This is a genomic window from Brenneria sp. hezel4-2-4 (assembly GCF_013155275.1).
Lineage (GTDB): Bacteria > Pseudomonadota > Gammaproteobacteria > Enterobacterales > Enterobacteriaceae > Brenneria.
The window spans coordinates 790,608-815,529 of the sequence record NZ_JABJXS010000001.1 but is presented as its reverse complement, the minus strand read 5'-3'; the positions used below and the strand labels follow the sequence as shown (position 1 = coordinate 815,529).

The window sequence follows — 24,922 nt, the reverse complement described above, 5'->3', positions numbered from 1 at the left end:
GAGCAGAAAGTAAAGCTGCGCCTGAGTTTTCTTGCTTCTGTCAGAGATAGTACGGCATTTTTTCTTTATTGGGGGGCTGTTTTATCAACTGCTGATCGCATTATACAACTTATTGACATTCATCACATTTCGCAATCGCGACATGCAGGTTAACAGACATTAAACCTTTCTTGATATGGAGGACTTATCTGCGGAATTTTTATTTTCTGCGATCTGCTTCGAGAACTCCTCACTTGCTGCTATTGGCTAATTGCGACACCATTTAATCAGTTCACCCGGCTACCCTTTGTTGTTCCCATCACCAGCGGCGGAAACTTTGCTCGTGAAGCGGGTTTTTGCCGTTTCGCTGGATGATGCAAGAACGAAAAAAACGGGCGTTATTCGCTGTGAGCAGCCCAGAACCATTGATATGGAAGCCTTGAGCAGCAAGCGTCTGGGACGTATACCTGATGCTATCGTGAATGAAGTGCTGGTCAGATAGCAAGCCATTCTGAGCCGATGTTTTTGATGTGATTGATAAACTCAGAAAAGCAAAAAGCCCGCTCAGGTTTCCCTGAGCGGGCTTCTCTAAAATCTGGCTCCTCTGACTGGGATCGCCTTAGCCAACAAGTGGCTAATAAGTAAGCTAAACCTGAATCCCCTTTCTGTCAAGACCACCAGAATGACCACCTTTGAGAAATGTATACATTTAGAAGAAGCAATGACCACTGGAGCTGATAAGACGTTAAATCGTGATTTATTTTTTGGTTATATGATTTATATGATTTATTATTGAATTCTGTGGGTATTTTCTCATATATGTACTCAATCTCGCAAAACGGCGATTCGGGAACCATAGTGTCCACCGTTATTCCCAAACCACCTCAGTTGCGAGATAGTTATGTATGACTGAGCGGACGGTCATTATGCCTTGTTGAAATACCACATATCGATAGATGTCATCTTGAACATTAACCCAACCATCATCTAAGTCTTGACCTGTCATGACGCGAGTCATCATTCTACTTCCAACTTCTGGCCAGCCAGCAAAAGGCCCACCGGCTTCTTCGAAGTCGTTACGTTGGTTTTGATTCATTGATATCAGTGGAACGGCACTTACAGAGATTGGATCGTCCAACATTGGCTCTCCGTACTCGTAGAAAGCATGGCCTCTGGCATTTTTCAAAATAACCCGATTTATGCGTTCTATCTCAGGTAGCCAAAGAATCTGCTGTCTGCCATATTCATTCACTGTAATCTGCTTAGCTGCCTGTAGTCGAGTAGCAAGGGATGGGGTACGTGTAAGCGCCCTCCCGATTTTTGTATTTCTTTGCGCTGAAGGGTCTGTGCTTCCTGCCTCCACGCAACTCAGAAAAGTAACGAAGTACTCTTCATCCAATGAGAAGCTGGTATTACATTCCTTGCATACTTCGACTTGCGGTACATGGGGCGGCAGAGGTCTTTCTAGTAACCCTTTTGTCGGAACGTGATCTCTATTTGTATGACGATCAATAATGGGCGAACCGCAATGGATACACCAGGCTTTGTGCCGATCATCGGTAAAATGCTCTATTTCTTCCATACAATCCTCTCTAAATGTCATATTGCTGTTGCTTTTTTGTTCTGTAAGCCACGCAGTTTCAACGATTAAAAAGTTACTGATGCATCGACCAGCCATCCCATGTACATAAAACTAGTATCAATCCGGTTGTTAGTCGCAGTAAAGTGTGTTTGGTGCTTTTGATATCATAGAGATAACACGGATAACACGGATCACACGATTTTCCACTAGTAACATTAACTGGGGGTATCTGATACAGATGTTGCGTATAATGCTGGCATCAAAACTTAAAAAGTCTGAGTAAGATTAAATTGAAAGCTATTGATTTATTTGCTGGTGCGGGAGGTTTTTCGCTTGCAGCCTTTGAGGTTGGCATTGATGTTCAAGCCGCAATTGAGCTTGATAAGCAAGCCTCTGATACTTACTACCACAACCTTGTTGAGAAGCTTGGCGCACAAACTCAGGTGTTCTCCCAAGACATCAATGATGTTGATATTGGCTCTATGATGAAGTTTCAGGGCATCAAGCAGGGTCAGCTTGACATTTTGCTCGGTGGTCCGCCATGTCAAGGGTTTTCATCACACCGCATTAATGATGCAGGAAAAGATGACCCAAGAAATGCTCTATTGATACGTTACTTTGATTTCGTTAAGAATCTAAGACCAAAAGTATTTTTGGTTGAAAATGTGCCGGGCCTCCTTTGGCCTCGCCATGCGGAGTATTTGAACAATTTTATCGCTCTCACGAGAGCACATGACTACCACATCATTGGCGATCAACCCTTCATTCTGAATGCGAGAGATTATGGTGTTCCACAAAGTCGTAAGCGTGCTTTCATACTCGCAGTAAGAAAAGACATATGCACAGATGGTTTTGAATGGCCTCCAAAAGCTACTCATACCAAATCGGGTTCAAGAATGTGGGCAACATCTTCTACTGTGTTTGAACGTCCTCCTCAATCAGTATTGGTTGAGCTGAAAGAGAGACTCATTGAGAAGTTTAATTTCACTGTTGAGGATGCAGAACTCTGCATTAAGACGCTAGTATGGGGTAAACCCGTAGTTTCCAATGATCCATGTCATGTCCATATGATGCATTCTCCTGAAATGACAGTTCTTTTTGAAAACACCCCTCTCTTAGGGGATAGAACTGAGTCAGGAAGGATATTAGATTGCCATAAGAATTACAGTGGCCATCTGGATGTGTATGGAAGAATCTATCCCCATATACCATCAAATACTGTTACTACGGGTTGTAATAACCCTTCGAAAGGCCGTTTTGTTCATCCGTGGCTACCACAGGGCATTTCTCTGAGGCATGCAGCGCGGTTACAGACATTCCCTGATGAGTATGTTTTTTTGGGGGGGGCAATGTCTGTTGCTAAACAAATCGGAAATGCTGTCCCTGTAGAACTTGGTAAAGTGCTGCTGGGATCAATAATGAAACTACTATCAACGCAGCCTTCCCATGAGGTTAAAAATAATGCCAGGGAAGTAGATTATGGTAAGGAATGTACAAAATGACTCAACATGTTACGTTTCAGACTAGAGCAAGGACGATTGATCATCTAGGGCGGGAACAGATAGCTGACTGCCCGACTGCTATATCGGAGCTTTGGAAGAACGCTTATGATGCCTATGCCAAACAAGTATGCCTTCATATCTTTGAGGGGGATATGAAGGTTTCAGCCATTGTTGATGATGGCCACGGTATGAATCGTAATGAATTTGAATCTAAATGGCTCATTGTAGGGACAGAATCAAAAACTAATGGTTTCTCTATTCCTGAAAGGGATCGAGATGGTTTAGCAGAACGCCCAAAACAAGGTCAAAAAGGGATTGGTCGCTTGTCATCAGCAGCTTTAGGACCGTTGTTATTACTTATCTCCAAACGAAAAAATAGTGACTATGTTGCGGCTCTTATAGATTGGCGGTTGTTTGAAAATCCATTCTTATTTCTGAATGATGTTCAGATCCCTGTCAGTGAATTTATCCATAAAAATGATCTTTCAGAAGTACTTCCACAACTATTTGATCAGATGATGGGGAATATATGGGGCAACTCAGATGATCCTGCTCGAACAAAACGGATTGCGGATGCTTGGAGTGCTTTCAGCAAACAAGAAACTGAAGATGGATTAGAAGTTACTACTCAAGAAAAAATCGAAGAAACGCTGATACAAGATGTATTCAAAGAGGAGCATTTCAGCAAATGGGGTGTATGGTCAGGCGATTCGACCCATGGAACAGCCATGTTTATCGCGGATGTCCAATATGACATTTATATTCAGTTATCAAGTACCGAGCTTAATCAAGCTGACGACACTGAGAAAAGTACACGCGAACGATTTTTTCAAACGCTTTCAAATTTTACTGATCCCTTTTCTCGTAATGATGAACCAGTAATAGATGATTTTTCATATAGTGTTACCGGTTGGATTAATAATGCACCGAGGATAATCATCGGAGAAAACAGAGAGTTTGATCTAAGAAATCTGGAAGAACTAGAGCATATAATTGAAGGGGAAGTGGATTCCGAAGGCTATTTTAAAGGTAGGGTTAAAGTTTTTGGAGAATGGATTGAAGAATACTCTATTAAACCAAAACAAATTTACAAAACACGAAAAGATAGCGCCTTCGGTCCTTTTCACTTGCGAATTGGATCTTATGAATGGAATTATAATAGTTCATCATTGAATGATTCTCAGCATGCACATTTTATTGAACAATCAGAAAAATATGGTGGATTGAAAGTATATCGCGACGGGCTAAGAGTTATGCCATATGGACGGGCTGATAGTGATTACTTCTCAATTGAAGAACGTCGATCTAAGAATGCTGGCAGATATTTTTGGTCTAATCGCCGTATGTTTGGGCGTATTGCCATAACGCGTGAAAATAATCCTAATTTAAAAGACAAAGCTGGTCGAGAAGGGTTTATTGAGAATCGTGCTTCGAAATTATTTCGTGAAATAGTTGAAAAAATTCTTCAAGATTCCGCAGATAAACACTTTGGCAGGCTCGCTAAAGAAAGAAAAAGTACAATTGATGATATTAAAGAAAAAAAGGCTCAGCTAAAGGCTGATGAAGATAGAAGTAAATTACTTAACAAGGAACGAACACGTATACGGACATCAATAAAACGTAACATGGCATCTCTGGTAAAACTTGTGTCTACATTATCAGAATTTAAAGATAATCTGGCAGGACGATTGAGTTTAGATTCAATTGATGATCTACAAGCACTTAAGGTAGCTACTGATGAATTTTATGAGACTATTCAGGGTTATTCATTGAGTCCTATACCTGCAAATCTTGGGCGTCTAGAAGACGACTATCGTGCGTACAGAAAGGAAGAGTTGTACTGCAAGGAGATTATTAAGGATATTACTTATACGATAAATAAGGCTATTGCCGAATCTAGTCAGAAAAGCGACTATGAGAAAGCATATGAAGTTTATCGGAGTAAACTGGCAAGTATCAATAATAGCATTACAAGGTATGCTGCCCGCGGTAAAGAAATGCTTCTCAAGCAGCAAGTTGAACTCGAAGATTTAATTAAAAATTGCAGAGAGCAATATAAACTTACTATGGAAGAAAGTCTTGAGGACTTAAACCTTGCGAGAGTATCATTGCCAGTAGTACTTGAGAAATTAGATGCCGAGCAGGAGAAAATTGAAATTGAAAACGCTCAAAAATTATCTCCATATGTCACTGCTCTTGAGCGTATTAATGAACAGATTGATTTGGAAGGCCTCGCTATCCACAGCATGAATGAGTCCGTCCGTTATAGAGATGAATTAGCACGATTGCATTCGTTGGCACAGCTCGGAATTACAGTCGAAATTATCGGTCATGAACTTGATGGATTAGATCAAGAACTTACGTATGCATTGAAAGTGATAAAAGATGATGAGTTGACTCCTAATCAGAAGAAAAACATCGATGTCGCATTAAATTGCCATAACTCATTAATTGATAAGCTTAAATTTCTTTCTCCTCTTAAACTATCCGGTAAGAAAGAGATTCAGAAAATAACAGGATTAGGTATAGAGGAATATATCACAGGATATTTTTCTAAACAACTATCGACCGCAGATATCCACCTTTCATGCACTCCTGAATTCAGGAGTATATCGATTATGGATTTGCAATCACGAATCTTTCCAGTATTCATAAATATAATAAATAACTCAATATATTGGGTGCAAAGGATTGAAAGTAATAAAAAAGAAATATTATTATCATGTACTGATGATGAGGTATTTATCAGTGATAATGGGCCTGGTGTGGATGTTGATGATCTCGAAAGTCTCTTCACCCTTTTCTTCACTCGTAAACAAAAGGGCGGGAGAGGTGTAGGGCTTTATCTATGTAAACAAAACCTGAAAGCTGGTGGACATAGTATTCGCTATGAGGTTCGAGACACTTTCAAAAAACTTAATGGTGCAAATTTTGCAATTGCGTTTAAAGGATTGATCAATGACTGATATGGTAACGACTTATCCTGATCTTATAAAGGAAGCTTTTATAAAACCTATCCGTAACGTCACAGTTATTGATGATGAGTATCCTACGCTTATCTCATTGATTGAGCGGAAGAATCAAGTTATTGTTGGCGATGAGGAAACTGTTGCATCAATGGGTGCAAATATAGAAAGACTAAAAAAAATAATTACTATGTGTCACTCTACTTATAAGTGGAGTATAGATGTTTTTAATGGTGGAACACCAAATTTGGGTGGAGATGAAGAAATACCACCACACATTCATCATAGTGATCTAATTGTGTTAGACTATCATCTTGATGGAGATGAAGCGGCAGATAAAGGTATTCGTGCCCGTAAAATTATTCAGTCGCTTGATCAGAATAATCACTATAATATTACACTGGTGCATACAAAGGGATATATTGGTGATATAGAAGATGTATTTAAAGAAATTTTGATAGATTTTATCCATATTGATCCTGCGCATACGTTGATACCGTCAGAAGATACGATTGAAAGAATGAATAAGTGGTTGGATGCACATGAGGACGGAAGGGATTACCGTTGGATCAATGAAGAAATAAACCTTCGCGAGATTTTCGATATTTATTTTTCGGATGCCCCTGAAAAACTTATTAATCCTCGAAAACCAACACATCCACTAAATCCATTTTTATCCGAGATAAATGATGTTACTCAAGAGTCTGACTTAACTTGTATCGATCTTATGAAATGGCGTTTCTATGAGATTTTGGAGAAAAATGGAGTTAATATCGACGGAATATCTAGACCCGATTTACAATGGCACTGGGGGAGTGATACCAATTATATTAGTACGGGGAAAACGTTCATTTCGGTTATTCGAAAAAGTGAGGAAAACCCTGAGCATGAGCTTATTGATGCACTTATTGTAGCCTTAACCAAACACAATGCATCTCCAATGCATCTTTTAATGGCAAAAATGCGTTATGAATTAGATGAGAATGGAATAGAGCAAGCGTCCAGGATTATAAGTAATAGATATGCTCAAGCTGGTTGGCTTTACAATCTTCTTCAACATGCTAGTGATGATTCAGCTCATGACAAGGCAATTAACTTACATTGGGAGCAATTAGCAACAGCTTCACGCTTAGTACTCCGTGATTTTTCTAAAAAGATAATGGCAGTTGCTAAAAATGACAGCCCAAACGACGGAAAAGCATTTGTCCAGAAATTCTTCAATGAATGTATGAATAATAAAGATTTAGCATTAGGACATCTTAATGCCTTCTCTTGTTCTATGGTAGTAAATAATGATCATCTTATCACTGGTACTGTCTTGGACATCGAAGGTGATATATGGGTGTGCATTACTCCTGCCTGTGATCTAGTTCCTGGACAAAAGATTACTCAATGGCAGTCACGTATTGGGGAATCACACATGGTTTTTAAAGCAGTTAGGTTCACCAATGTGAATTTAGATACAGCAAATAGTAAAGCAAATCGGAATGAATATATTTATCTCAATATTGATGGTACACCGAAAGCATATTGGTTGGGTACAGATAACCCACCTTGGGATACGTTTTATGCTGGTAATTTAGGTCGCTATGGCGATGGACATAAAGTATCACTAACCGCTGTTCGTGAAGATGCTACTGTTGAAGGTAAACCATTAGCTATACGCCCCTTAGCTGCTTATGCTGTAGCAGAGTTACGTTATGAGTATGCGTTGAATTTGTTGCATAAGTTTGGTTCATCGCAGACCCGAGTAGGGCTTGATTTTCAGGAAAATACCAATATGTGGGCTTAAGTATTAAAAAAACTCTGTAATGAGAATATCTTACAATGAGTGGATTGGAGTTGACCTGCCCCCAGGATTAGATACAACCTTTAGTTAGTAATGACGGTGAGCCTGTACATAAGATTATGTAATTGCCTGATTTTGATATGTTCAATCCAACATCAAAATCAGGTTACTTTATGGACGAAAAACAGTTGCAGACTCTGGCTAACGAACAGGCCAAAAATCTCAAAGCCCCTGAAGATCTCAGCCTGTTCGATCGCCTGCTGAAGAAAATCAGCGTTGAGGCGGCTCTCAACGCCGAAATGTCTTATCATCTGGGCTACGATAGAAATCAGTCTAAATCTGGCTCCAATACCCGCAACGGCTACTCGATAAAGACTGTAGCTACTGCTGATGGCCCGCTTGAACTGCGTACTCCCCGCGATCGTGAAGCCACCTTTGAACCCCAATTGCTGAAGAAAAACTAGACCTGTATTACCGGGATGGATAACTAAATCCTGTCGTTGTACGCCAAATGGATGACAGCGTTTTCATCTTCTGCTGTATCCAGTCGAACAGTAACTGCATCAGCGGTAGTTAAAACTACAGCTAAAAAACTATTTCATATAATATTTGATGGCTTTAATAATTTCTCAAGTTTAAAGTATTTCATAGGGAAGGTTGAATATAAAGATAAAAAATTATAGACTTTGTGAAATAAATTATATTTTCAGAGATGATTTTTGGTGGGAAAAATAATATTTTTGCAGAATTACTATGCATTAAAAGGACTGCCTTTAACCATGAAAATGAAATTCGGATTCTTGTTGATGATATTGGTGATGAAAAAGTAAAAAATGGATTATATAAAATAGATATCGGCCCAATATAACTCTTTGATGAGATTTGTCTTGATCCTCGCCTATCTGATTTGGAAATTACAATATTGACCATAACGATAAGGTTTTTTTTGGGGGGGGGCGAAAAAATAATACAATATGATCTTTACAAATTAAACTGCCTCTTATCAGAGAGAACTGAGTGTTTTTATTACCGATAAATTTATCGATTATATCGGATGATAAATTTATGCGACCAATATGGTTTGCCTACAGCTTTGTGGGCTGTACATATCTCAGTTACTTACGTTTTCGTATCTACATGCTGTCGGGTTCGTGACAGAGACAGAATATATTGATCGGTTATTTTACAATTCCGAAAATATTCATGGCATCAATTAACTCGGGCTGCGTTAGGTCAGTTTTATATAAATCATGTCCGTATTGTTTTTGTGCTACTTGCCCACTTGAAATATTAATTTTTCCTGATTGTGTTAGTTCAGCATTAAAAAAGTAGAATAATTTTGTATTTGTATTCATTACATTGGATTTTATGACTTGCCAGATTTCTTCTTTTTTCAATTTACTCATTCGAGGTCCAAATATAATCCCTTGCATGACACTTGTTTCATGATGAAAAACATGACCTGCATTACGGTTTACGCTATCTTTTATATTCCTCTCTCCACCAATCCCCATATTTCCTTCAGGTACAAACATTCGATATTCAGACTCATATTTCCAGAATTTATTTTTAGTTAAAATTAACTCAAAAATATTGGAAGTTGGATCTAGAATCGATATTTCCTTAGGTTGATTACTATAGGTAATAGGTTTGACAGGGAAGCTAACAGGGTAATCAGAAAACAAATTATCTTTTAGTTGCATCCTTATATTATTAATTGGGGATGTAAATTCTTGAGCGTTATAGATCATTACACAGCCACTAAAACCGGCAGCATAATGCGCCCACATCATACGTTCTAACGCTTTGCTGGAAAAAGATACACTAAAAACTGCTGGAATTATTTTTTTGTACAATCTTTCTTTAATTCCAATTTCACACTGTTTTGCTAAAAATTGCTTTGGATCAGGTTCATTTTTATAAATGACAGCGTTGATCTCCTTAAGAGGTAGTAGACATTCACGTAAAATATCAAGAACCTCATTGGCATGCGTATCAAACAGAGCATCAAGTGAATCAAGATCACCTTTTATTCTTTTTCCTTTAAATATTTTATTTAATACTTTATGTATTTTAAGGTCACTAAAGTCCAATATGTGAGTCAAATCTTTGTAGGAGTATTCACATGGCGAACGCAATAAAAAATCCCAAAGTTTCAAATTATTATCAAAGCGATAGTTTATATTCAAATCATTTGGGTCATTCAACTGCGATCTGGCAGAAAAATATAATTCATTATACCGAATGGCTTTATCGAAGAAAAAATCAGGACGATAATATTTAAATAAATACATGTTTCACCCATAAAAATATCAGAATTAATGATCGTCATGTAAAGTAACTTGTCTTTTTGTAGGGTTAATATCCTAACTGTTGGTAAGCATAGTGTAAATAACAGCATGAAGATACTTATTTTCTGCAAACAGATAGTTCGCTTATTGCTCAAAGCAGAATGTCAGATTTGAGCTTGCCTTACCCAGGAATCCTGCCAACTCAGGTCTGAACTGACGTAGCTAAATTCAAGTTCTAAACTCCAGCCTTAACTCATTGTCACCACTGCGAACCAAGGGGCGCTACGGCCGGTTATGCAGTGTCAGTTTTTTCTCCGGCGTGATTTCCGTCTTCGTATCAGCTTCCGGTTAATCGTTTCCCAACACAACCCGTCCCGCAAGGGTAAATGGCACGCATGCTGCGCCCTTGCGTGCCGGAACGATGCCGGGAAAGCGAACCGTCAGGCGATACGAAGACGAAAATCACACCACCGACGGAGAAAAAACATGATCATTTCCTTGCATACCCAGACTAGCGCCCCTAACACCGCAGCGGCGACCAGCGTATCCCCGCTGGAGCAGTCAGGCTCCTCAAAAACGAAATTTTCTCAAACCAGAACAGATACTTATCAGACCGTCACCGACAACATCATTGCAGCGCTTGAAACTGGTGTAAAACCGTGGTCTTGCCCGTGGCAACGAGTGCTGGGCATGTCTGGGTTGCCTTCCAACTTCGCAACCGGTATCGCGTATAGCGGAATGAATATCATGCTGTTGTGGTGCAGCGCGTCAAAACAGGGCTTCGGTGATTCACGCTGGATGACCTACAAACAAGCACAGGCAGTCGGTGGTCAGGTTCGCAAAGGCGAGCACGGCACGACAGCCATTTTCTATACAACCTTAGAGAAAGAAAACGAAGACGGTGACATCGACCAGATCCCGATGCTGAAAACCTTCAATGTGTTCAATGTTGAACAAATCGATGGCCTTCCGCTGACAACTGAAACAGTCAGCCCAGAAGCAACCTTTGACCCGTTGCCGGAGGCTGAAAATCTGTTCCAGAAGAGCGGCGCAAACATCATTGAGAAAGGACAAAATGCCTTTTTCAGACACTCAACTGATGAGGTCTGGTTACCGGAGCGTCACCTTTTTTCTGATGCCGCTAATTTCTACGCCACCGGCCTGCATGAGTTGGTTCACTGGAGTGGTGGTAAAAAACGGCTTAACCGTGAAATGAAAGGGAAGTTTGGTAGTGAAGGTTACGCCTTTGAAGAGTTGATCGCCGAGTTGGGAAGCGCGTTCCTGATGGCGGATCTGGGGATCGTCGGAGAGGTGCAGCATGAAAGCTATATCGCTTCCTGGCTGAAAGCGTTGAAGAACGACAAGCGCTATATTTTCAAAGCCGCCAGCGCAGCATCGAAAGCGCATCGCTATCTGATGGATAAGGTTTGATTTGAAGCCCAAGACGCCGCAAAGGAAGGCGGTGTTAACCTGATATCGGAGCAGCCAGCGTGACGGCGTTTTTAATTTCCCTGAGAATTTTCCGGGCATTGAATACCCGGAAAATTCTCAGGCTGCGGGTGCGGGCGGCAAAGAGCCCGCGCATCTCGCAAACGGCGTTTTTACACCGCTGATTGCTATAAACGACGGCTTAGGTATGACGGCTGACGGTGACGTTTGCAGGACTAAAACGGTAGCTGGGCCTGTTTTTGGTGTTATGATAAGTGTATTATACCGTGTAATACGCACGTATCTCATACAGGAGAGCAATCATGACCGTGAAACAACGCAACACGCAGAGCGTGACCATGACAGTAGAGCGTGCCTTACTGGTAAGAGCGCGTGAAGCGGGTATTAACCTGAGTGCTACTCTGTCAACCGCACTGGATGCGGAGCTTCGCCGTCATGAAGCGAAAAAATGGCACGAAGAAAACAGGGAGGCTATCGACGCATTAAATCGTTTTCATGATGAAAACGGCTGTTTCAGTGATGAATACAGGGCGTTTTAACCATGCAATTCACCGTATACGGTAATACTGGGAAAAGCGCCGTTTATCCGCTGTTGCTCGATGCCACGAGCGATATTATTGGGCAGTTAAATCGTCGGATAGTGATCCCGTTGCTCCCTGTTGAAAAGTATCCGGCAGGCCGCCGACCGGATCGCCTTGTCCCCGTCGTCAGGCTGACGGACGGCAAAGAGTACGCCGTAATGACGCACGAGCTGGCAAGTATTCCTGTCCAGGCCCTGGGGGCGGTGTTTTGTGATGCGTCGCAGTATCGTACTCAGGTAAAGGCTGCCATCGATTTCCTCATTGACGGCATTTAGTCGTGGCTGTCGGGAGCCTGTTCCAGTTTGTTGATAGTGCGGAACAGAAACATCTGGCGTCAAACGGAACCGGAATACCGTTCCTTGCCACCGTTCTGATACTGTCACACAGCCTAACCAGACCGTTGCTGTTAGCATCCAGAAAATTAGCCCACCATTGCAGCATCAGACGGCGCTGTTCAAGGTGCTTGGTGACTTTACTCTCTGTCCGCTCCGTGCCAGAGGCGGACATTGATCAAATTGAGTTGTATTGTTCAACCCAAGATAGTCTAACAGGACAGAAGTAACAACGTCTATTCCCCTTCTCAAAACAGCGCGATATAATAGCTATGTTACAAGATAAAAACTAACGGTAGTGGAGTTGAAGTTAACCATCAGAAAAATAAGATAAAACATGTGAAAAATGCTGAGCAATTTAAATATGCGTGAAAAATTAAAAGATAACAAATTTAGAGTCGTTTATACAATAGTATGTGTGTTTTTATGTATTGTATCTTTGATATTCAAGAAAGAAATATCAGAGTCTCAATCAAATATGCTAGCATTTTCTTACTATGCGTCAGTAGCTACATTGGTAGCATTAATAATTGCTGTAATGGAAATTATTTATGCAATAAAAATAAACAAAAGCACACAGGAAAAAATGCGAGAAAGAGTCGAGGGATTTAAAAATCAAACTGTTTCACATTTATCTCATGTATGCTCTTCATACTATGAATCATCTCTTGATGACTTGGCGAACCATCAATATGGGCAACTATCATTGAATTTCAGATTTGCACTTAAGTTACATAGAAACATCGCAAATAATTTCGTATCCTTGGATGATAAAGCATTTTTTGACACCAAGGCTGAGGTCATAAATAAGCTAGAAAAAAATATTCAAGATGCGAGATATATACCTCATCAAGAAAAACTGCCGAATAGAAAATCAAGAGAAATTCGAGAATCAATTATGGAGATAAAGAATATGATTGATTCAAAACACACTTTTACGAATAAAGAGGTATAATGCAATGCTGCCAGAAAATATTGCTAACTTTGTTAACCGTATGCTCACTGAAACAAGGCAAGGCAGCATGACCTGGTCTTATAACTCAAATGATGACCTAGTAAATACAAACTATAATGGTATATATGTTTCTCTGGATTATATGTTTGACTATGATAATGAAGTTGGTTTGTATCGATTAAATATAATACAAAGTGGAAAGAATTTTTTCTTTCCTGTAAACCAACATGAATATGGATATAGCCTACTAAAAACATTATATCTTGAAGCTCAGGCATCAGATTTCAAATTCTAACCTGAAAGGTATGGAGTCACCCTCCATACCTTTGTAAGTGATATTTTGAATGTTCCAGTTTAATAGTTGGATTGAAGTCATTTTAAAGAGTTTTAAAAGAGTAAGTTCCGCTTCACGCCCTGAGACATTCGACAAGCTTTTTATGGCTTCAGTAAAGGCGAGTGTCGAGCTTCAAGTGCCAGCAGATATTTCGCTTCGTCGTATCGGGTTTTGGTCTTCCAGCAGCGGTAAATGATCCTTATCCATTTAAACGCCAAAGCCCGGATAGCTGATTAATGAGATTTCCCTTTCTCTCGCTGCCCCTGGTAATAAAGTCTGGCCCAGTATGATGAGTTAACCGTCTTGGCGGCCCATTCAACAAAGGTCTGCCTGACAAACTTGGCACATTGCCATCGCCAGTGAACCCAGGATTTCTGGCCACTTCGTTCTGTCACCGGTGCAATACCTGCGTAGTTTTGAATTTCCTCGGCGCTGTTAAACCGGTCACGGTTATCACCAAGTGCAGCAAGCATTCGTTGCCCCATACACGGCCCCATGCCTGGAAGTGATTTGAACAGCCCAGCATCTGGCAATGTGTCAAACAGCGTTTCGATTCGTTCGTCATAGGTTTTGATGATTTCACTCACGACTTTAATTTGCGTCGCCAGTGCTGTAGCCATCAAAGCATTAGCCTCTATAACGCTCGGATCTGTGGTCAATGGGATCGCGTTATCAATATTCGTTACACGTTGCTCGGTAAGGGCCATTGCGCGACCACCTTTGGCATTCAGAAAATTGCGGATCGTATCGTGCCTGGCGCGTTTCAGTTGTTGCAAACTGGGCCACCGCATAATCAGTTCGCACAGTAGCAAGCTACCCCGATGTGAGAACCACTCCAGGGGCTGAGGATAATACTGTTTAAGCGTGTTGATTAGCCAGTTCACAAAACGGCGTTTATCTTCAACCAGTTACTGAAGTAAGCGAATCTCCGCATTATCGGGTTCATATGGCTTTTATCTTTTGGGGATAACGTAGCATTAACTCTAATGCCAGCTCAGCATCCTGCGGGTCATCTTTTGCGCCGCTGGGTGAGAAGGCCTGGCGGTAACGAGCTAGCGATAAAGCGTGGACAGGGAAAACGGTGATAAACGGATATTTTTGAAGAGCATACACCACGGGGCCTCTTCAGTTCGAGAGCTATAGCGATCCTACCTTTTACCTTCTGGTGTAACTCCATAAGCCAGGTATCAAGCGCTTCTGCTGTATGTTCAATCACATGGAATACACGTTCGCCGTTTTTAAACTGAACACAGACATCGTGTTTTTTATCTGCCCAGTCTAGACTAACATGTACAGCAAATTGTTTAGTCGCAGTCATTACCAACTCCTTCTCATCGGGGATTGGTATGCATTCCACGCTCTTCGAAAGAAATATAGCCAGCAGTTTATCTGCATGCCCTGAGTATTCGTTAGCGAACGGGGAGCACCTACTGGCTCGAAAGAAAAGCGGCGATCATCACGTGATTCCCGCTCAATATTCGTAACCAGTAAGCGCATACCCTGAATCACTTAAAAGTGTAATTCTCAGGGTGCGAATGACTATATTTCGCTCTTAGCCCACCATGAGATTTGGCAACGCCAGATCCAGTTTATGAATATTGCCTCGGCTCCAGTTGTCGCAGCTCGTCGAGAGTATAAATACGAAAAACGTTGCGGTGGCGAACTTCCAGCGGTATGTGCTGATGGTTGATAATGACGTGCTTGACGCTGCCAAACAGCAGTTCCAGCGCCCGTTTTTTCTGCGGATCCGGCACGACATAGAAAACGTAAATCCAGTGTTTCTGCGTCCTGGCCAGCAAATGGCTGGCGATGATTGACTGGTATCGTGCTTTGGTTTTCAGGCGGCGCTCCGTTTCAATGGCGATGACCTTTCCGTCCGGGAGTGTGATCACCCCATCTGGACGGTGTTTTACCTGATACTGGCTGAGGAAGGTCATACGATCACCGTTTACCCACCCGGACGCGCCTTTTTGCTCCAGGATGATCCGGGCCACCTGATTATCAAGGTGGTGCTCCAGCGTCCAGCCAGTGATTTTTGATGGTTCAAATCGCGCAGGGAAAATGTCATCGTCCGGCGTTAAAACAACGGCCAGTCCATCGCTGGTTATACCCCATAATGACATTTTCATCGTCCGTGCTTCAAACACATACTTTTGTATTAATCCCATTCGCTCAGTTTTTGCCAGCAGTGAATAAAGCGATTTGTGATCCCTGAAGCCAAACAGCAGCATCAGCGTTTTAAAGTCGCTGTAGGTTTCTTCCTTCAGGAAATTCAGCAGCATTTTTATCTTCTCGCTGTTGCGAGTGGTGCGCTCGCTATGCGTGGCGATAAGCATGAAACCTCCTAAAAATTGAGCAAGGACGGTGTTTCGTCATCATCAGATCTCGGTTTTGTTGATTCTCTTTCCCCTTCAAAGAAAAGATCTGGCCGGGTTGCCGTGACATTGGGCGTTGAAGCGGGTGTTGCTTCTTCCTCGTCGAAGTCCAGCGCGATTTTTGCCGGCGCTGCCGACGCGGCAATATCAGGAGAAACGGAGCAGATCTCCAACTCGCGTTTTTGCACCTTGATGGGGGAAATCAGCGAGGCTGAGGGAAGTGTTTTTGTTGTAAAAATAAAGCTGACAAAATCGGGCAGGTTCAGGATCATATTGCTGTCGATAAAGAAACGCTCCGCCTGCCTGATGGTGCGTTCACTGTCGATGGTTTCCGTCAGTACGGCATCGGTTTTCGCTTTGCGAACTTCATCATCGACTAAGATGGTGCCGGACATTCTCGCCACCCATTCAGCCGTATCGGGATCCATAACTCGGTATACCAGCTTGAATTTGGCGTTTTCAACAACTGCGCCGACAACGGCATCGCCTTTCAAATCCGCCGGGCAGTCTTTCAGATCGGCGACCGACTGATGCGCCATGATGATATGCACGCCTTTATCCCGCGCTGCGCCTAATCCTTCCAGTGCAGGTTTGGATAAATGGTATTTCAGCTCGTCGAGAAAGATGGCGATAGGGCGGGGCGTATCTTTTACCCGGTCGCGCCTTTCCGCTAATTGGTAAAGTCGTACCAGTAGCATTCGCTGGGCGGTAATAATTTTGCTATTTCGCATTGAACCGATGACATAACAGCAACCGCCTTCCTCAAATATCGTATTAAGCGAAAATCCTGTCGGCGCGTTGATGGCATTGAGTAATGCCAGCTCTTCAATCTTGCCGAAAAACGCTTTGATGTCCTCCGCAATCCCCTGGACATAATCGCCATTATAAATATCGCGGATAGTCGAGGATGGGTGATGACTGACAAATTGCGCCGCCATGCGAGCGGCCTTTCTATCGTCGATACGGTAAAAGTCTGATTCCTGACCTTTCTCTGCCAGACTGAAACCGGCAACAAAAAGCTCTTCCAGTTCATCGGCGGTGATCTCTTCAATCAGGTTTAACTGGTATTGGGCTTTTCGCAGGTCAATCAGGGCAAAAGGTTTGCCTGCATCCTCACAGGCCTTGCGGTAAAGGTGGGGTGCCCATTCATCATCCTTGGGGTCCATCACAAATACGCCTTCACCAGCCAGAATACTTTGATAAAGTAATATCCCGGTGGCAATCCCTTTGCCGGCCCCGGTGGTGCCGATAATATCGGCATGTTGTTTTTGCCAGTCTTTTAACGGCAGATACATCGGCTGAACATCGCGGTCCATGCCGATAAATAATCCTTTGTTCAGGTCGATATAATCCAGCGGGTCATAATGCAGTGTTTCCGGCAGCAGTGATTTCACCGTACGGACATCGGTGCGTAATTCCCGTTCAAGCGTTGTTTTTCTGACGAGGCGTTTCTTTATTTTGTCCAGTTCCGGCGTGAATACCCGGTGAAGCATAATATGAAAAATAATCCCGGTCACAGTGAAAGCAATCCGTACTGACCACGCCAGTACCGTATTATCACCGGTGAGTCTGGTTTTATACAGCCACTGGAAGGATCCGATAACTATCGGGGCCAGTGTGCCAGAGAGAAAACACAGCAGGGAAAAAGCGATAATCAACCTTTTCCATAGTGGGGCTTTCTGCCGTTCATCGCTTTTCATCGATGCAAAAAACGGCATCGTCAGCCCCGCTAATAATGCCAGCATCAATTGTTGCTGTTGCATAAAAGCGAGCAGTGCCAGCATCCCGTTCACTATCGGCGACAGTGAAACGGCAAGCTTATTTAAAATCATCATGCCTCCTTCGTCAGTAGTTCGCCCCATGACATCGCCCCATCAGTTCGTCCCACGGAGTCGGGCGAAAAGGTGGGGCGAACGCATGGGGTAAAGAAGGTAGCCGCTGTGCGGCCATGTGCAGGAAAGCATGCTTCCCTGCACGAAACAGCGTGCGCCAGTTCATGCGGGCTGGACGCTCTTATGGACCATCGCATGGGGGTAATGTCGCGGCTGGACGCCACGCCAAAACCCCCAGGGTCAAAGGCGGCACACCGTCGCCCGCTACGCGCGACCACCCTCTTTGAGACGCCGTTTTTCGCCTATTTTTTCTTTTGTCCGTTCCGGCCAAGCGAAAAAATGGGAAAACGACTTCAAAGCGGGTGGTCGCGCCACGCTACCGGCTTTTGGCCGGAGACTTAGCCGCGACGGTGTGCGGGGCTGCGCCCCCCAAATAAACCGCTATCGTGGGCGATAGCTTTTCGCTCGCTGGGGCGGCGAAATTTATTCGGCTCCCCCCGCCAGCTCGGTTCACCTGGGGGTGAACGCTCGCCGGTGGGTTCGGCGACGCAAATTAGCAATTTCTGTGAAATTGAATTTACTCGCCTCACGCCACGTTTAAATTTCTGCTGACGCATAAATTTAAAAGCCCAAAAATCGCTGCCTGTTCGTACCGTACGCTCTAATTAGATAATGCACATTTTGGCGGTTAAATCTTGCTTCTTACGGAGCGTTTGGGTGGCTGAATATTTGCCGATTATTGTGGGTATACGATTTTTGTATTCCTGCTTTGACAGATGATCATTTGACTACACTTGCTGAGTGACTGAACTTCCACTTTCAGTGAATGTGACTGTCGCAATTGCGCCGTTAATGAGTGAAATTTGTGGTGGTATATGACCGACATCCACGTCATAAAGCACGGGAACGTCAAGATCGCCAAGGGAGGCTCGAAGGGCATCCAGATAATTGTGTTGAGTGTGATCGCTGACGTCTGGCACAGCACTTCTACCTATTAGAATACCGGTTAAATTATTAAACCAACCGTGTAAGCGTAAGCTGAATAATGCTCGCGTTAACTCACAGGGGGCCATTTCCACATTTTCAAAATATAGAACAGTGCCTTCATCGCTGTTTTGATCTTGAAACAAAGGCAGATTACCGAATGACGTGCCTGCTAACCTCGATATGATTTCAAGGCATCCACCGATCAGACGTCCATGGAAGCTGGCAGAGGAAGTAACGCCATCGAGGTGTTTCCACTTTGTTTTTTGTGTCAGATTAAAACCAGCGCCTGTGGCTGTACCCCATTGGTTTTCGTCAATTTGGAATGCTGTTGAAGAGAGCTGTTTAATCACAGACCCCCGTTCAGCCTCTAGAATGTTCCATATAGCTTTTGTGGTCGTGTCTAACTCCTGAGCTCCAAGATCCATAAGGTTAGGCCCATGAAGTGTTGCCCAGCCAGAAAGCGTGGTCAGCGGAACATGAAAAGTACTCAAATCTGAAAAGCCGACAAACCATTTTGGTTCAGTCTGAGCTAGCAGATTAAAATCAAGTAACTCAAGTAGCTCTATTGCCAGATCGCCTCCCCATGGCGGCATAACGGCTTTCACTTCCGGATCGGTGAGATAAGACATCAGTTCTTCCGCACGTGAAGTTTTGTATGCGCTTTTATTTTTATACTGTGAACGCAAGCACATCCCTTCACGGACTCTGAAACCTTTTTTCTTAAGGTTGCTAATGGCAAGTTCCAGCCGGGGATGTAGATGTTGAGGGACGCCAGATGATGGAGCCGTGACGGCAATCAAATCTCCGGGAATCAGTTTGGGCGGAAAGCGGATACTCATGTCGTAAATCCTTTTCTGAAGTTTAAACTCATAGTCCCTAAACTAGGCTCCTATGCCAAGCCTTGTTGACGGTTTTATGACTACTTTTATCCATTCGTGGCATGCGTTTAGCCGCGCATCCGGCCAAAGCGCGATAATATTTGACTTACGGCGGCCGGATCGGCGCTGGCGCACTGTGTGAGAAAATCCCGGCGCATAGTAAACGTCTTGTCCGGGTTGAAGCGATGGTGTTTTTTAAAGGCGTTGATGCTGAAAAAGGCATGCTCCGCCTGGTTGCACTCATTGCCGCCGCCGTTGCCGGTTGCCTTTCCATACATGCACAACACCACTTCGCAGGGATCGGCCGCAAACGACGGCGCGGAAAGGCTGGCGGCTAGGCACAGGAGCATCGCCGCGATAACGGGTTTTTTCATAGTGGTATCCTTTTATTGCAGAAGATAAATGTCGGGTGAATTGCGAACGTGGATGACCGTCGCGGTCAGCGGTAAAAATAAATCTCGGTAGCATGGCAGGCGAGGCAGTCAGTCGCTTTAGGCTGATAAGTCACGACGGCGCGATAACCGTGTTTTCTCAGCCAGGACTTCGCCCTGAAATAACTCGTCCCATCGGGCGTATTGACGACAACCCGCTCTGAATGCGCGACGGCATACCAGACGCCGGGCGAATATATGGCTTCAGGGCTGAAAACGATGGATGTTGACCAGCGGCCGTCGACGTCGGGGGACGGTACGACAATGCGGTTTTCCGACCACTGCGGGAGCGTGGCGTTAACGGCTGCGCCGGGTGTATCCCATGCGGGCTGAACGGGCTCTGGCGGCGATGCGCAGCCAGCGATCATCACCAGCGCCGCACCGGCATACAGTATTTCAACGATTCGCCTCATTAAAGACCTCCTTCATGTTGTTCAGATGAAGATGTTTAAAATAAATCGCGCCCATCCGGCGAATATCGCCGTGAATATCGACGCTGACGATGACGTCCACGCTGTTAAGCACCTTGCGCAGCAGTACCGCAAACGGGATATTTTGGCAGTCAGGATGTTCGTAGCAGCGGTCGATGATCCCTTCGATACAGGCTTCAGGGCTGCCCGCGTGCATCGAGGTGATGAGTCCCTCATGGCCGGAACCGACGATTTTTAGCGCGTCCCAGGCCTCTTTTCCGCGAATTTCCGCCAGCAGGATCCGATCCGGATTCATGCGATAATTGGCCCGGATCAGCCTGCCGGGGGTGACGATTGCATCCTCCCCGGCGTCCGCCGGGTAAAACAGATGGACATAATTGGCGTGGCGGTAAAAGCGGATTTCGGGGTTGTCTTCGATGGTGGTCAGTCTGAGATGCGGCGGAATATAATGCAGCAATGTCTTCATATAGGTGGTTTTACCCGACCCGGTTTCGCCGACGATAAATAGCGTCTTGCCGTATTCAACCGCCTTTTCGATAAAGCGGGGGATCTCCCCGCGCTTATAGTATCCGGCCAGTTCATCCTCTTTACTTTCCGTTCGCTCTTTGCCGGTCACCCGGTGATAAAAACCGGCGTCTATCCAGGACTGATGCGCTTTCTGCTCGAATGAGGGCTTGCGCAGCGTGATGGAAACGGTGCCGCGCTCGCAGGCCGGGGGAACAATGGTCTGGATGCGCTCGCCCGATGCCAGCGTGGCGGACAGGATCGGCGAGGTATCATCCACGTTGTCCTCATTCCAGGAAGCCAGCGCTTTGGCGAAAGCGTAACACTGCCGCAGCGTAACCGGGGCGTCGTGCCTTTGCCATTTTCCGCGTATTTTGGTGTGGATCTCGCCGGGACGGTTAATGGCGATTTCGGTCAGGCCCGCCAGCGGTAGAAAATCGCCGAACAGCCGGTTTTTCATGAACTCAAGAGACAGGTTGTCAGCGCGCATACCACCTCATTTTCAGCCGCAGTTGATAGACAGAAGAGAAATCGATATCCGTACCGGTCATGATGCCGATCACATCGCCCTGGTTCAGGTACATCGTGGGCGGGATATTGATGCTGTTTTCCAGCGTCGTTTTCGCCATTTCCGCCGTGGCCGCGCGGGTGTTTTCGGTGTAGTCGGTATTGCGGTCTTTGCCCGGCGCCGAATCCGACGCCGCGGCGGCCACGTCCTGCACGGTGCTGAGCATCAGGGCATTGCCGAACCGCGCCCAGAAGTGCGTATCGATCCAGCCGGCGATACCGGCTTCACCTAACTGGCCGCTGGCCTGCGTATCGAGCAAGGGGATTTGTAGCTGGCCGGGCGTGCGCAATTCCGTCCAGATGACGAACATCCGGCTGCGGCCGTGTTGCAGCGCGCCGGTGCGATAAATGCCCCTGGCGATGGTGCCCGCCGGGATCAGCTTCACATGGTTGCTGGCGCTGTAAACGTCCTCGCTGATAAGGCAGGAAAGCGTGCCGCCCACGTCGGACACGAAGCGCCGCATCATTGAGCAGGGAATATAGCGGTCAACCGGAATATAGAGATCCGGATCGAGGGGCAGTCGCCGAACGCCAGTGACTTTCGCCACGCCCGGATTGCCGTCGCCGGTTGCTGGTGTGTCGGCGTCTTGGCAGCGTAGCTTGCCGTCGCTGCCTTTGACCATCACCGATTTACACGGCATATAGGCGTCTGACGTTGCCGGATGGCTGGGCGTGCCTGCATCGCCGGGCGATCCATGTTGACTCGGGCTTGTATTGCTGCGCTGATTCGTCGCCGGCGCGTTGTTCATCCCGTCCGCCAGTGCGGCGGCCTTGTTTAAAGCGGGCGGCTCAGGCGGTAACGGCGGTGCTTCATCCTGAGCCTGATTGCTGTCGGCGGACGTCTCCGATTTACTATGTTCGAACAGGCCGAACGGATTGCTGTCCAGCCCGAGGTTTTTGCGTTCATTGCGTGCCGCGCCGGATGAGGGCGGCGGTGCGGCCTCCGCCGTTTTATCCTCGTCCTTCTTCAGCATGCCAAGAAAATGGTCGCCGCCGAGCGCCAGCGCCATCAGTAAGGCCAGGCTCAGCAGGCTGACCAGCAGTGTCCGACGCCCGGCGGGTTTTCGAAAACGCGTGACGTCGGGCTGGCCGGGGGGCGTTTTCTGCTCCGGTTCTTGGCTCGCCATTGCCGCGCGGGCGCGTTTGCGGGCCTCGGCTTCCAGCTCCGCCGTGGTTTTTTGCGCGTCTTCCAGGGTAGATTTATCGGTCATTTGGCCTCCAGCGTGACGTCGGGGGAGACGGTATCGCCGTTAGCCACGGTCACGTCGCCAAATGCCGTGTTTTCAATCCCGACCACCGCATTGCCGTAGCGCAGCACCAGGCGCGGCGACAGAGAACGCACCACCATTACGGTGTAGTTGCCCTGGCTGATAATTCGCGGCGTCACCGCCTGCTCCCGGCCGTTAACGACCGTAAAGGCGGAGGGCAGGATTTTCACGGGCGAAAAGCCGAGGTAGGTAAAGCGGCCGTCATCGTAAGTGAAATCCGGCGCAATGGACGCCGAACCGTTCGCCACCCGTTTGGTGTAACGCCAGTTGCGCGGTGTGGCGGCCTGCTGAAATGCCGCCCTTATCTGTTGTTTTTCCTGCATTTCCTGAAGCTGTTTCTGGCGGGCGGCGTTGGCTGCGACGGATTGCCGGTGGGCTTCAGCCGGATAACGATAGCGGATAACGAAGGCCAGAGCGGGCGAGTCGTGGTCCAGCACGTTCAGCTCCAGGCTGTAATCGCGTTTTGACGTCACCACAAAGAGATTGGTTTTCCAGTCCTTCGCGGTCGGCAGAAACACCTGGCTGACGTTATTGCCGTTGGTATCGGTCACCGGCTGGCTGATGGGATTGGGGCTGACGCCCACCCGGTTATCGCTTTTGGTTACCGTCCAGCCTTTGGGAAAGCCCGCCTGCGCGTCGATAACGGTTTCATCGTCGTCAAACAGCAGCGTAGTGACGTAGCCGGGGTGGGTGTTGACGACCGTGGCGTTCTGACTGTTATACGAGACGTTCTGCATCCGGCTGTCATACGCGCTGCCGCGCGGCGTCGCCGCGCCCCAGGCGGCGCATGCCGTCAGGAAAAAAACACAGGTCAGCATTTTTATCAGCATCATTCGCTCCTTAGCTCTTTATCGCGCTGGTAGCTGGTGACGATGAACCCCAGTGGGTTCACTTCACGCTGGCTGTCCGTCAGTTGTTTGCGAGGGAGGTAGCGGTAGGTCAGGCGGATATTCCAGACATCGGTTTTCACCGAATTATCCGCAACGCGGCGAATGGTTCGCTTGATGCGTAACGTCGCCAGACGGTCGGGGGCGGTGGCGGGCGCATGAACGTTGGAAATAATGTCGATAGAGACGACATATTCCGCTTTGTTGAAAACAACATCCGGCGCTTGGTCGCCGTTAAACCCGTCAAGATAATCCTTATTTACGCCGTCGCTATTGAATAACTGCACGTCGTCATAATCGCGCTGAAGGGAAAAATAGTTATAGCCTTCGCGGCGTTTGACATAATTTGCGGCCAATGCATGTGCCAGCGATGCTTCAGTGGAAATATCCCGCTCTTTAATGCGGGTCATATAGTCATAACGCCCGGTTTGTTTATCCACCGACCAGAGTTCGATTTCGGTGGTTTTCAGCGGCAGCAGAATAATGATGGCCGCAATCGTCATTGCGGCTAACGTGAATCCGACCGCCGCCATCAGCCAGGCCACTTTTTTCTCGCGGGCGTCTTTTTCCAGAATGACCGATTCAAAGCTTCTGGATGCATTGATGACGTTATTAACCTCGGACATGGTTTGTCAACTCCTGGATAATGGCCGGGGAATTCACCGGCTGTGGGGGGCCGGATACCGGCGGCAGATCACTGTCGTGCTGTACGCAGCCCGTAAGTGCGCACAGCATCAGCAAAAAGAGGCTGAATTTCATATCGATTCCTCAGTTGGACGGATAAAGGAATGTCGCACCGCGGGCTGCTGCCAGGGCGTAATGCGGACAGGGACATAACGTTCAGGAGGGATTAACGATATCCTTGTTTAAACCGGATATGTCGTCGTTAAGACATAGGTGTGGACCTACGTTAAAGGCGTAGCTTGTGCCATGTTGCAAGGAAATCTCTGGCGAGCAGTAGCGCCGTCATTATACTCCCTAAGAGGAAATGCGTTTTGTTGT

At 45.7% G+C, this 24,922-nt stretch carries 19 protein-coding genes and 4 pseudogenes; 10 read left to right on the top strand and 13 right to left on the bottom strand.

From position 1 onward, the window contains the following. Positions 1-261: 261 nt before the first annotated feature. Positions 262-481 (top strand): annotated as a pseudogene (locus HOY33_RS03755) (type II toxin-antitoxin system PemK/MazF family toxin); the annotation flags it as partial. Between the two features lie 366 nt (positions 482-847). On the opposite strand, the gene HOY33_RS03750 reads toward HOY33_RS03755, so the two are convergent. After that, on the bottom strand, positions 848-1,561 hold the full coding sequence (locus HOY33_RS03750; protein WP_172288653.1) for a hypothetical protein: 714 nt from the start codon (positions 1,559-1,561) through the stop codon (positions 848-850). A gap of 290 nt (positions 1,562-1,851) precedes the next feature. Here HOY33_RS03750 and HOY33_RS03745 point away from each other — a divergent pair, with 290 nt between their 5' ends. The 4 genes and pseudogenes from HOY33_RS03745 to HOY33_RS03730 all read left to right on the top strand — a co-directional run. After that, entirely contained in the window at positions 1,852-3,063 is a 1,212-nt protein-coding gene (locus HOY33_RS03745) for a DNA cytosine methyltransferase (RefSeq protein ID WP_172288651.1), read from the top strand. Beyond that, positions 3,060-6,029, top strand: a complete 2,970-nt coding sequence (locus tag HOY33_RS03740) for an ATP-binding protein (RefSeq protein WP_172288649.1) — start codon at positions 3,060-3,062, stop codon at positions 6,027-6,029. The genes HOY33_RS03745 and HOY33_RS03740 overlap by 4 nt, the downstream gene beginning before the upstream one ends. Further along, entirely contained in the window at positions 6,022-7,821 is a 1,800-nt protein-coding gene (locus tag HOY33_RS03735) for a response regulator receiver domain (RefSeq protein WP_172288647.1), read from the top strand. Before HOY33_RS03740 ends, HOY33_RS03735 begins: the two co-directional genes overlap by 8 nt. 170 nt (positions 7,822-7,991) lie before the next feature. Further along, positions 7,992-8,279 (top strand): annotated as a pseudogene (locus HOY33_RS03730) (transposase); the annotation flags it as partial. A gap of 717 nt (positions 8,280-8,996) precedes the next feature. On the opposite strand, the gene HOY33_RS03725 reads toward HOY33_RS03730, so the two are convergent. Then, positions 8,997-10,112, bottom strand: coding sequence for a DUF2971 domain-containing protein (locus tag HOY33_RS03725; RefSeq protein WP_172288645.1), 1,116 nt, complete (start codon positions 10,110-10,112; stop codon positions 8,997-8,999). 483 nt (positions 10,113-10,595) lie between these two features. Between HOY33_RS03725 and HOY33_RS03720 the strand changes: the two genes are divergently transcribed. The 3 genes from HOY33_RS03720 (at position 10,596) to HOY33_RS03710 (ending at position 12,414) form a co-directional block, all read left to right on the top strand. Beyond that, the gene (locus HOY33_RS03720; RefSeq protein ID WP_172288643.1) at positions 10,596-11,540 is read left to right on the top strand and encodes an ArdC family protein; all 945 of its coding nucleotides are present in this window, start codon (positions 10,596-10,598) and stop codon (positions 11,538-11,540) included. 320 nt (positions 11,541-11,860) lie between these two features. Then, a complete protein-coding gene (locus tag HOY33_RS03715) occupies positions 11,861-12,097 on the top strand; it encodes a type II toxin-antitoxin system CcdA family antitoxin (protein WP_172288641.1) in 237 nt (78 codons plus the stop codon). Between the two features lie 2 nt (positions 12,098-12,099). After that, the gene (locus tag HOY33_RS03710) at positions 12,100-12,414 is read left to right on the top strand and encodes a CcdB family protein (protein WP_172288639.1); all 315 of its coding nucleotides are present in this window, start codon (positions 12,100-12,102) and stop codon (positions 12,412-12,414) included. A gap of 112 nt (positions 12,415-12,526) precedes the next feature. On the opposite strand, the pseudogene HOY33_RS20590 reads toward HOY33_RS03710, so the two are convergent. Beyond that, positions 12,527-12,604, bottom strand: a pseudogene (locus tag HOY33_RS20590) (mobilization protein mobC); the annotation flags it as partial. Between the two features lie 231 nt (positions 12,605-12,835). On the opposite strand from HOY33_RS20590, the gene HOY33_RS03705 reads away from it, so the two are divergent. Then, complete coding sequence (locus HOY33_RS03705) at positions 12,836-13,426, top strand: hypothetical protein (RefSeq protein WP_172288637.1); 591 nt, start codon at positions 12,836-12,838, stop codon at positions 13,424-13,426. Positions 13,427-13,430: 4 nt separating this feature from the next. Beyond that, the gene (locus HOY33_RS03700) at positions 13,431-13,721 is read left to right on the top strand and encodes a hypothetical protein (RefSeq protein WP_172288635.1); all 291 of its coding nucleotides are present in this window, start codon (positions 13,431-13,433) and stop codon (positions 13,719-13,721) included. A 140-nt stretch (positions 13,722-13,861) separates the two neighbouring features. Here HOY33_RS03700 and HOY33_RS03695 read toward each other — a convergent pair. The 10 genes and pseudogenes from HOY33_RS03695 to HOY33_RS03650 all read right to left on the bottom strand — a co-directional run bounded on the left by HOY33_RS03695 (position 13,862) and on the right by HOY33_RS03650 (position 24,546). Next, positions 13,862-15,078, bottom strand: a pseudogene (locus HOY33_RS03695) (IS110 family transposase). 271 nt (positions 15,079-15,349) lie between these two features. Beyond that, positions 15,350-16,096, bottom strand: a complete 747-nt coding sequence (gene mobC / locus HOY33_RS03690) for a MobC family replication-relaxation protein (protein WP_172288633.1) — start codon at positions 16,094-16,096, stop codon at positions 15,350-15,352. Positions 16,097-16,104: 8 nt separating this feature from the next. Then, positions 16,105-17,967: a type IV secretory system conjugative DNA transfer family protein gene (locus HOY33_RS03685; protein ID WP_172288631.1), complete on the bottom strand. Its 1,863-nt coding sequence runs from the start codon at positions 17,965-17,967 to the stop codon at positions 16,105-16,107. A gap of 788 nt (positions 17,968-18,755) precedes the next feature. Continuing rightward, positions 18,756-19,793, bottom strand: a complete 1,038-nt coding sequence (locus tag HOY33_RS03680; RefSeq protein ID WP_172288629.1) for a S66 peptidase family protein — start codon at positions 19,791-19,793, stop codon at positions 18,756-18,758. A gap of 107 nt (positions 19,794-19,900) precedes the next feature. Then, positions 19,901-20,206: a conjugal transfer protein gene (locus tag HOY33_RS03675; protein ID WP_172288627.1), complete on the bottom strand. Its 306-nt coding sequence runs from the start codon at positions 20,204-20,206 to the stop codon at positions 19,901-19,903. A gap of 65 nt (positions 20,207-20,271) precedes the next feature. Next, entirely contained in the window at positions 20,272-20,676 is a 405-nt protein-coding gene (locus HOY33_RS03670; protein WP_172288625.1) for a cag pathogenicity island Cag12 family protein, read from the bottom strand. After that, a complete protein-coding gene (gene virB11, locus HOY33_RS03665; protein ID WP_172288623.1) occupies positions 20,660-21,688 on the bottom strand; it encodes a P-type DNA transfer ATPase VirB11 in 1,029 nt (342 codons plus the stop codon). The genes HOY33_RS03670 and virB11 overlap by 17 nt, the downstream gene beginning before the upstream one ends. Further along, positions 21,678-22,976 (bottom strand): TrbI/VirB10 family protein, encoded by a 1,299-nt coding sequence (locus HOY33_RS03660; protein WP_172288621.1) that lies wholly within the window; start codon positions 22,974-22,976, stop codon positions 21,678-21,680. Before HOY33_RS03660 ends, virB11 begins: the two co-directional genes overlap by 11 nt. Next, a complete protein-coding gene (virB9, locus tag HOY33_RS03655) occupies positions 22,973-23,866 on the bottom strand; it encodes a P-type conjugative transfer protein VirB9 (RefSeq protein WP_371734373.1) in 894 nt (297 codons plus the stop codon). The genes HOY33_RS03660 and virB9 overlap by 4 nt, the downstream gene beginning before the upstream one ends. After that, the gene (locus tag HOY33_RS03650; RefSeq protein ID WP_172288617.1) at positions 23,863-24,546 is read right to left on the bottom strand and encodes a virB8 family protein; all 684 of its coding nucleotides are present in this window, start codon (positions 24,544-24,546) and stop codon (positions 23,863-23,865) included. The genes virB9 and HOY33_RS03650 overlap by 4 nt, the downstream gene beginning before the upstream one ends. Between the last annotated feature and the right edge of the window lie 376 nt (positions 24,547-24,922).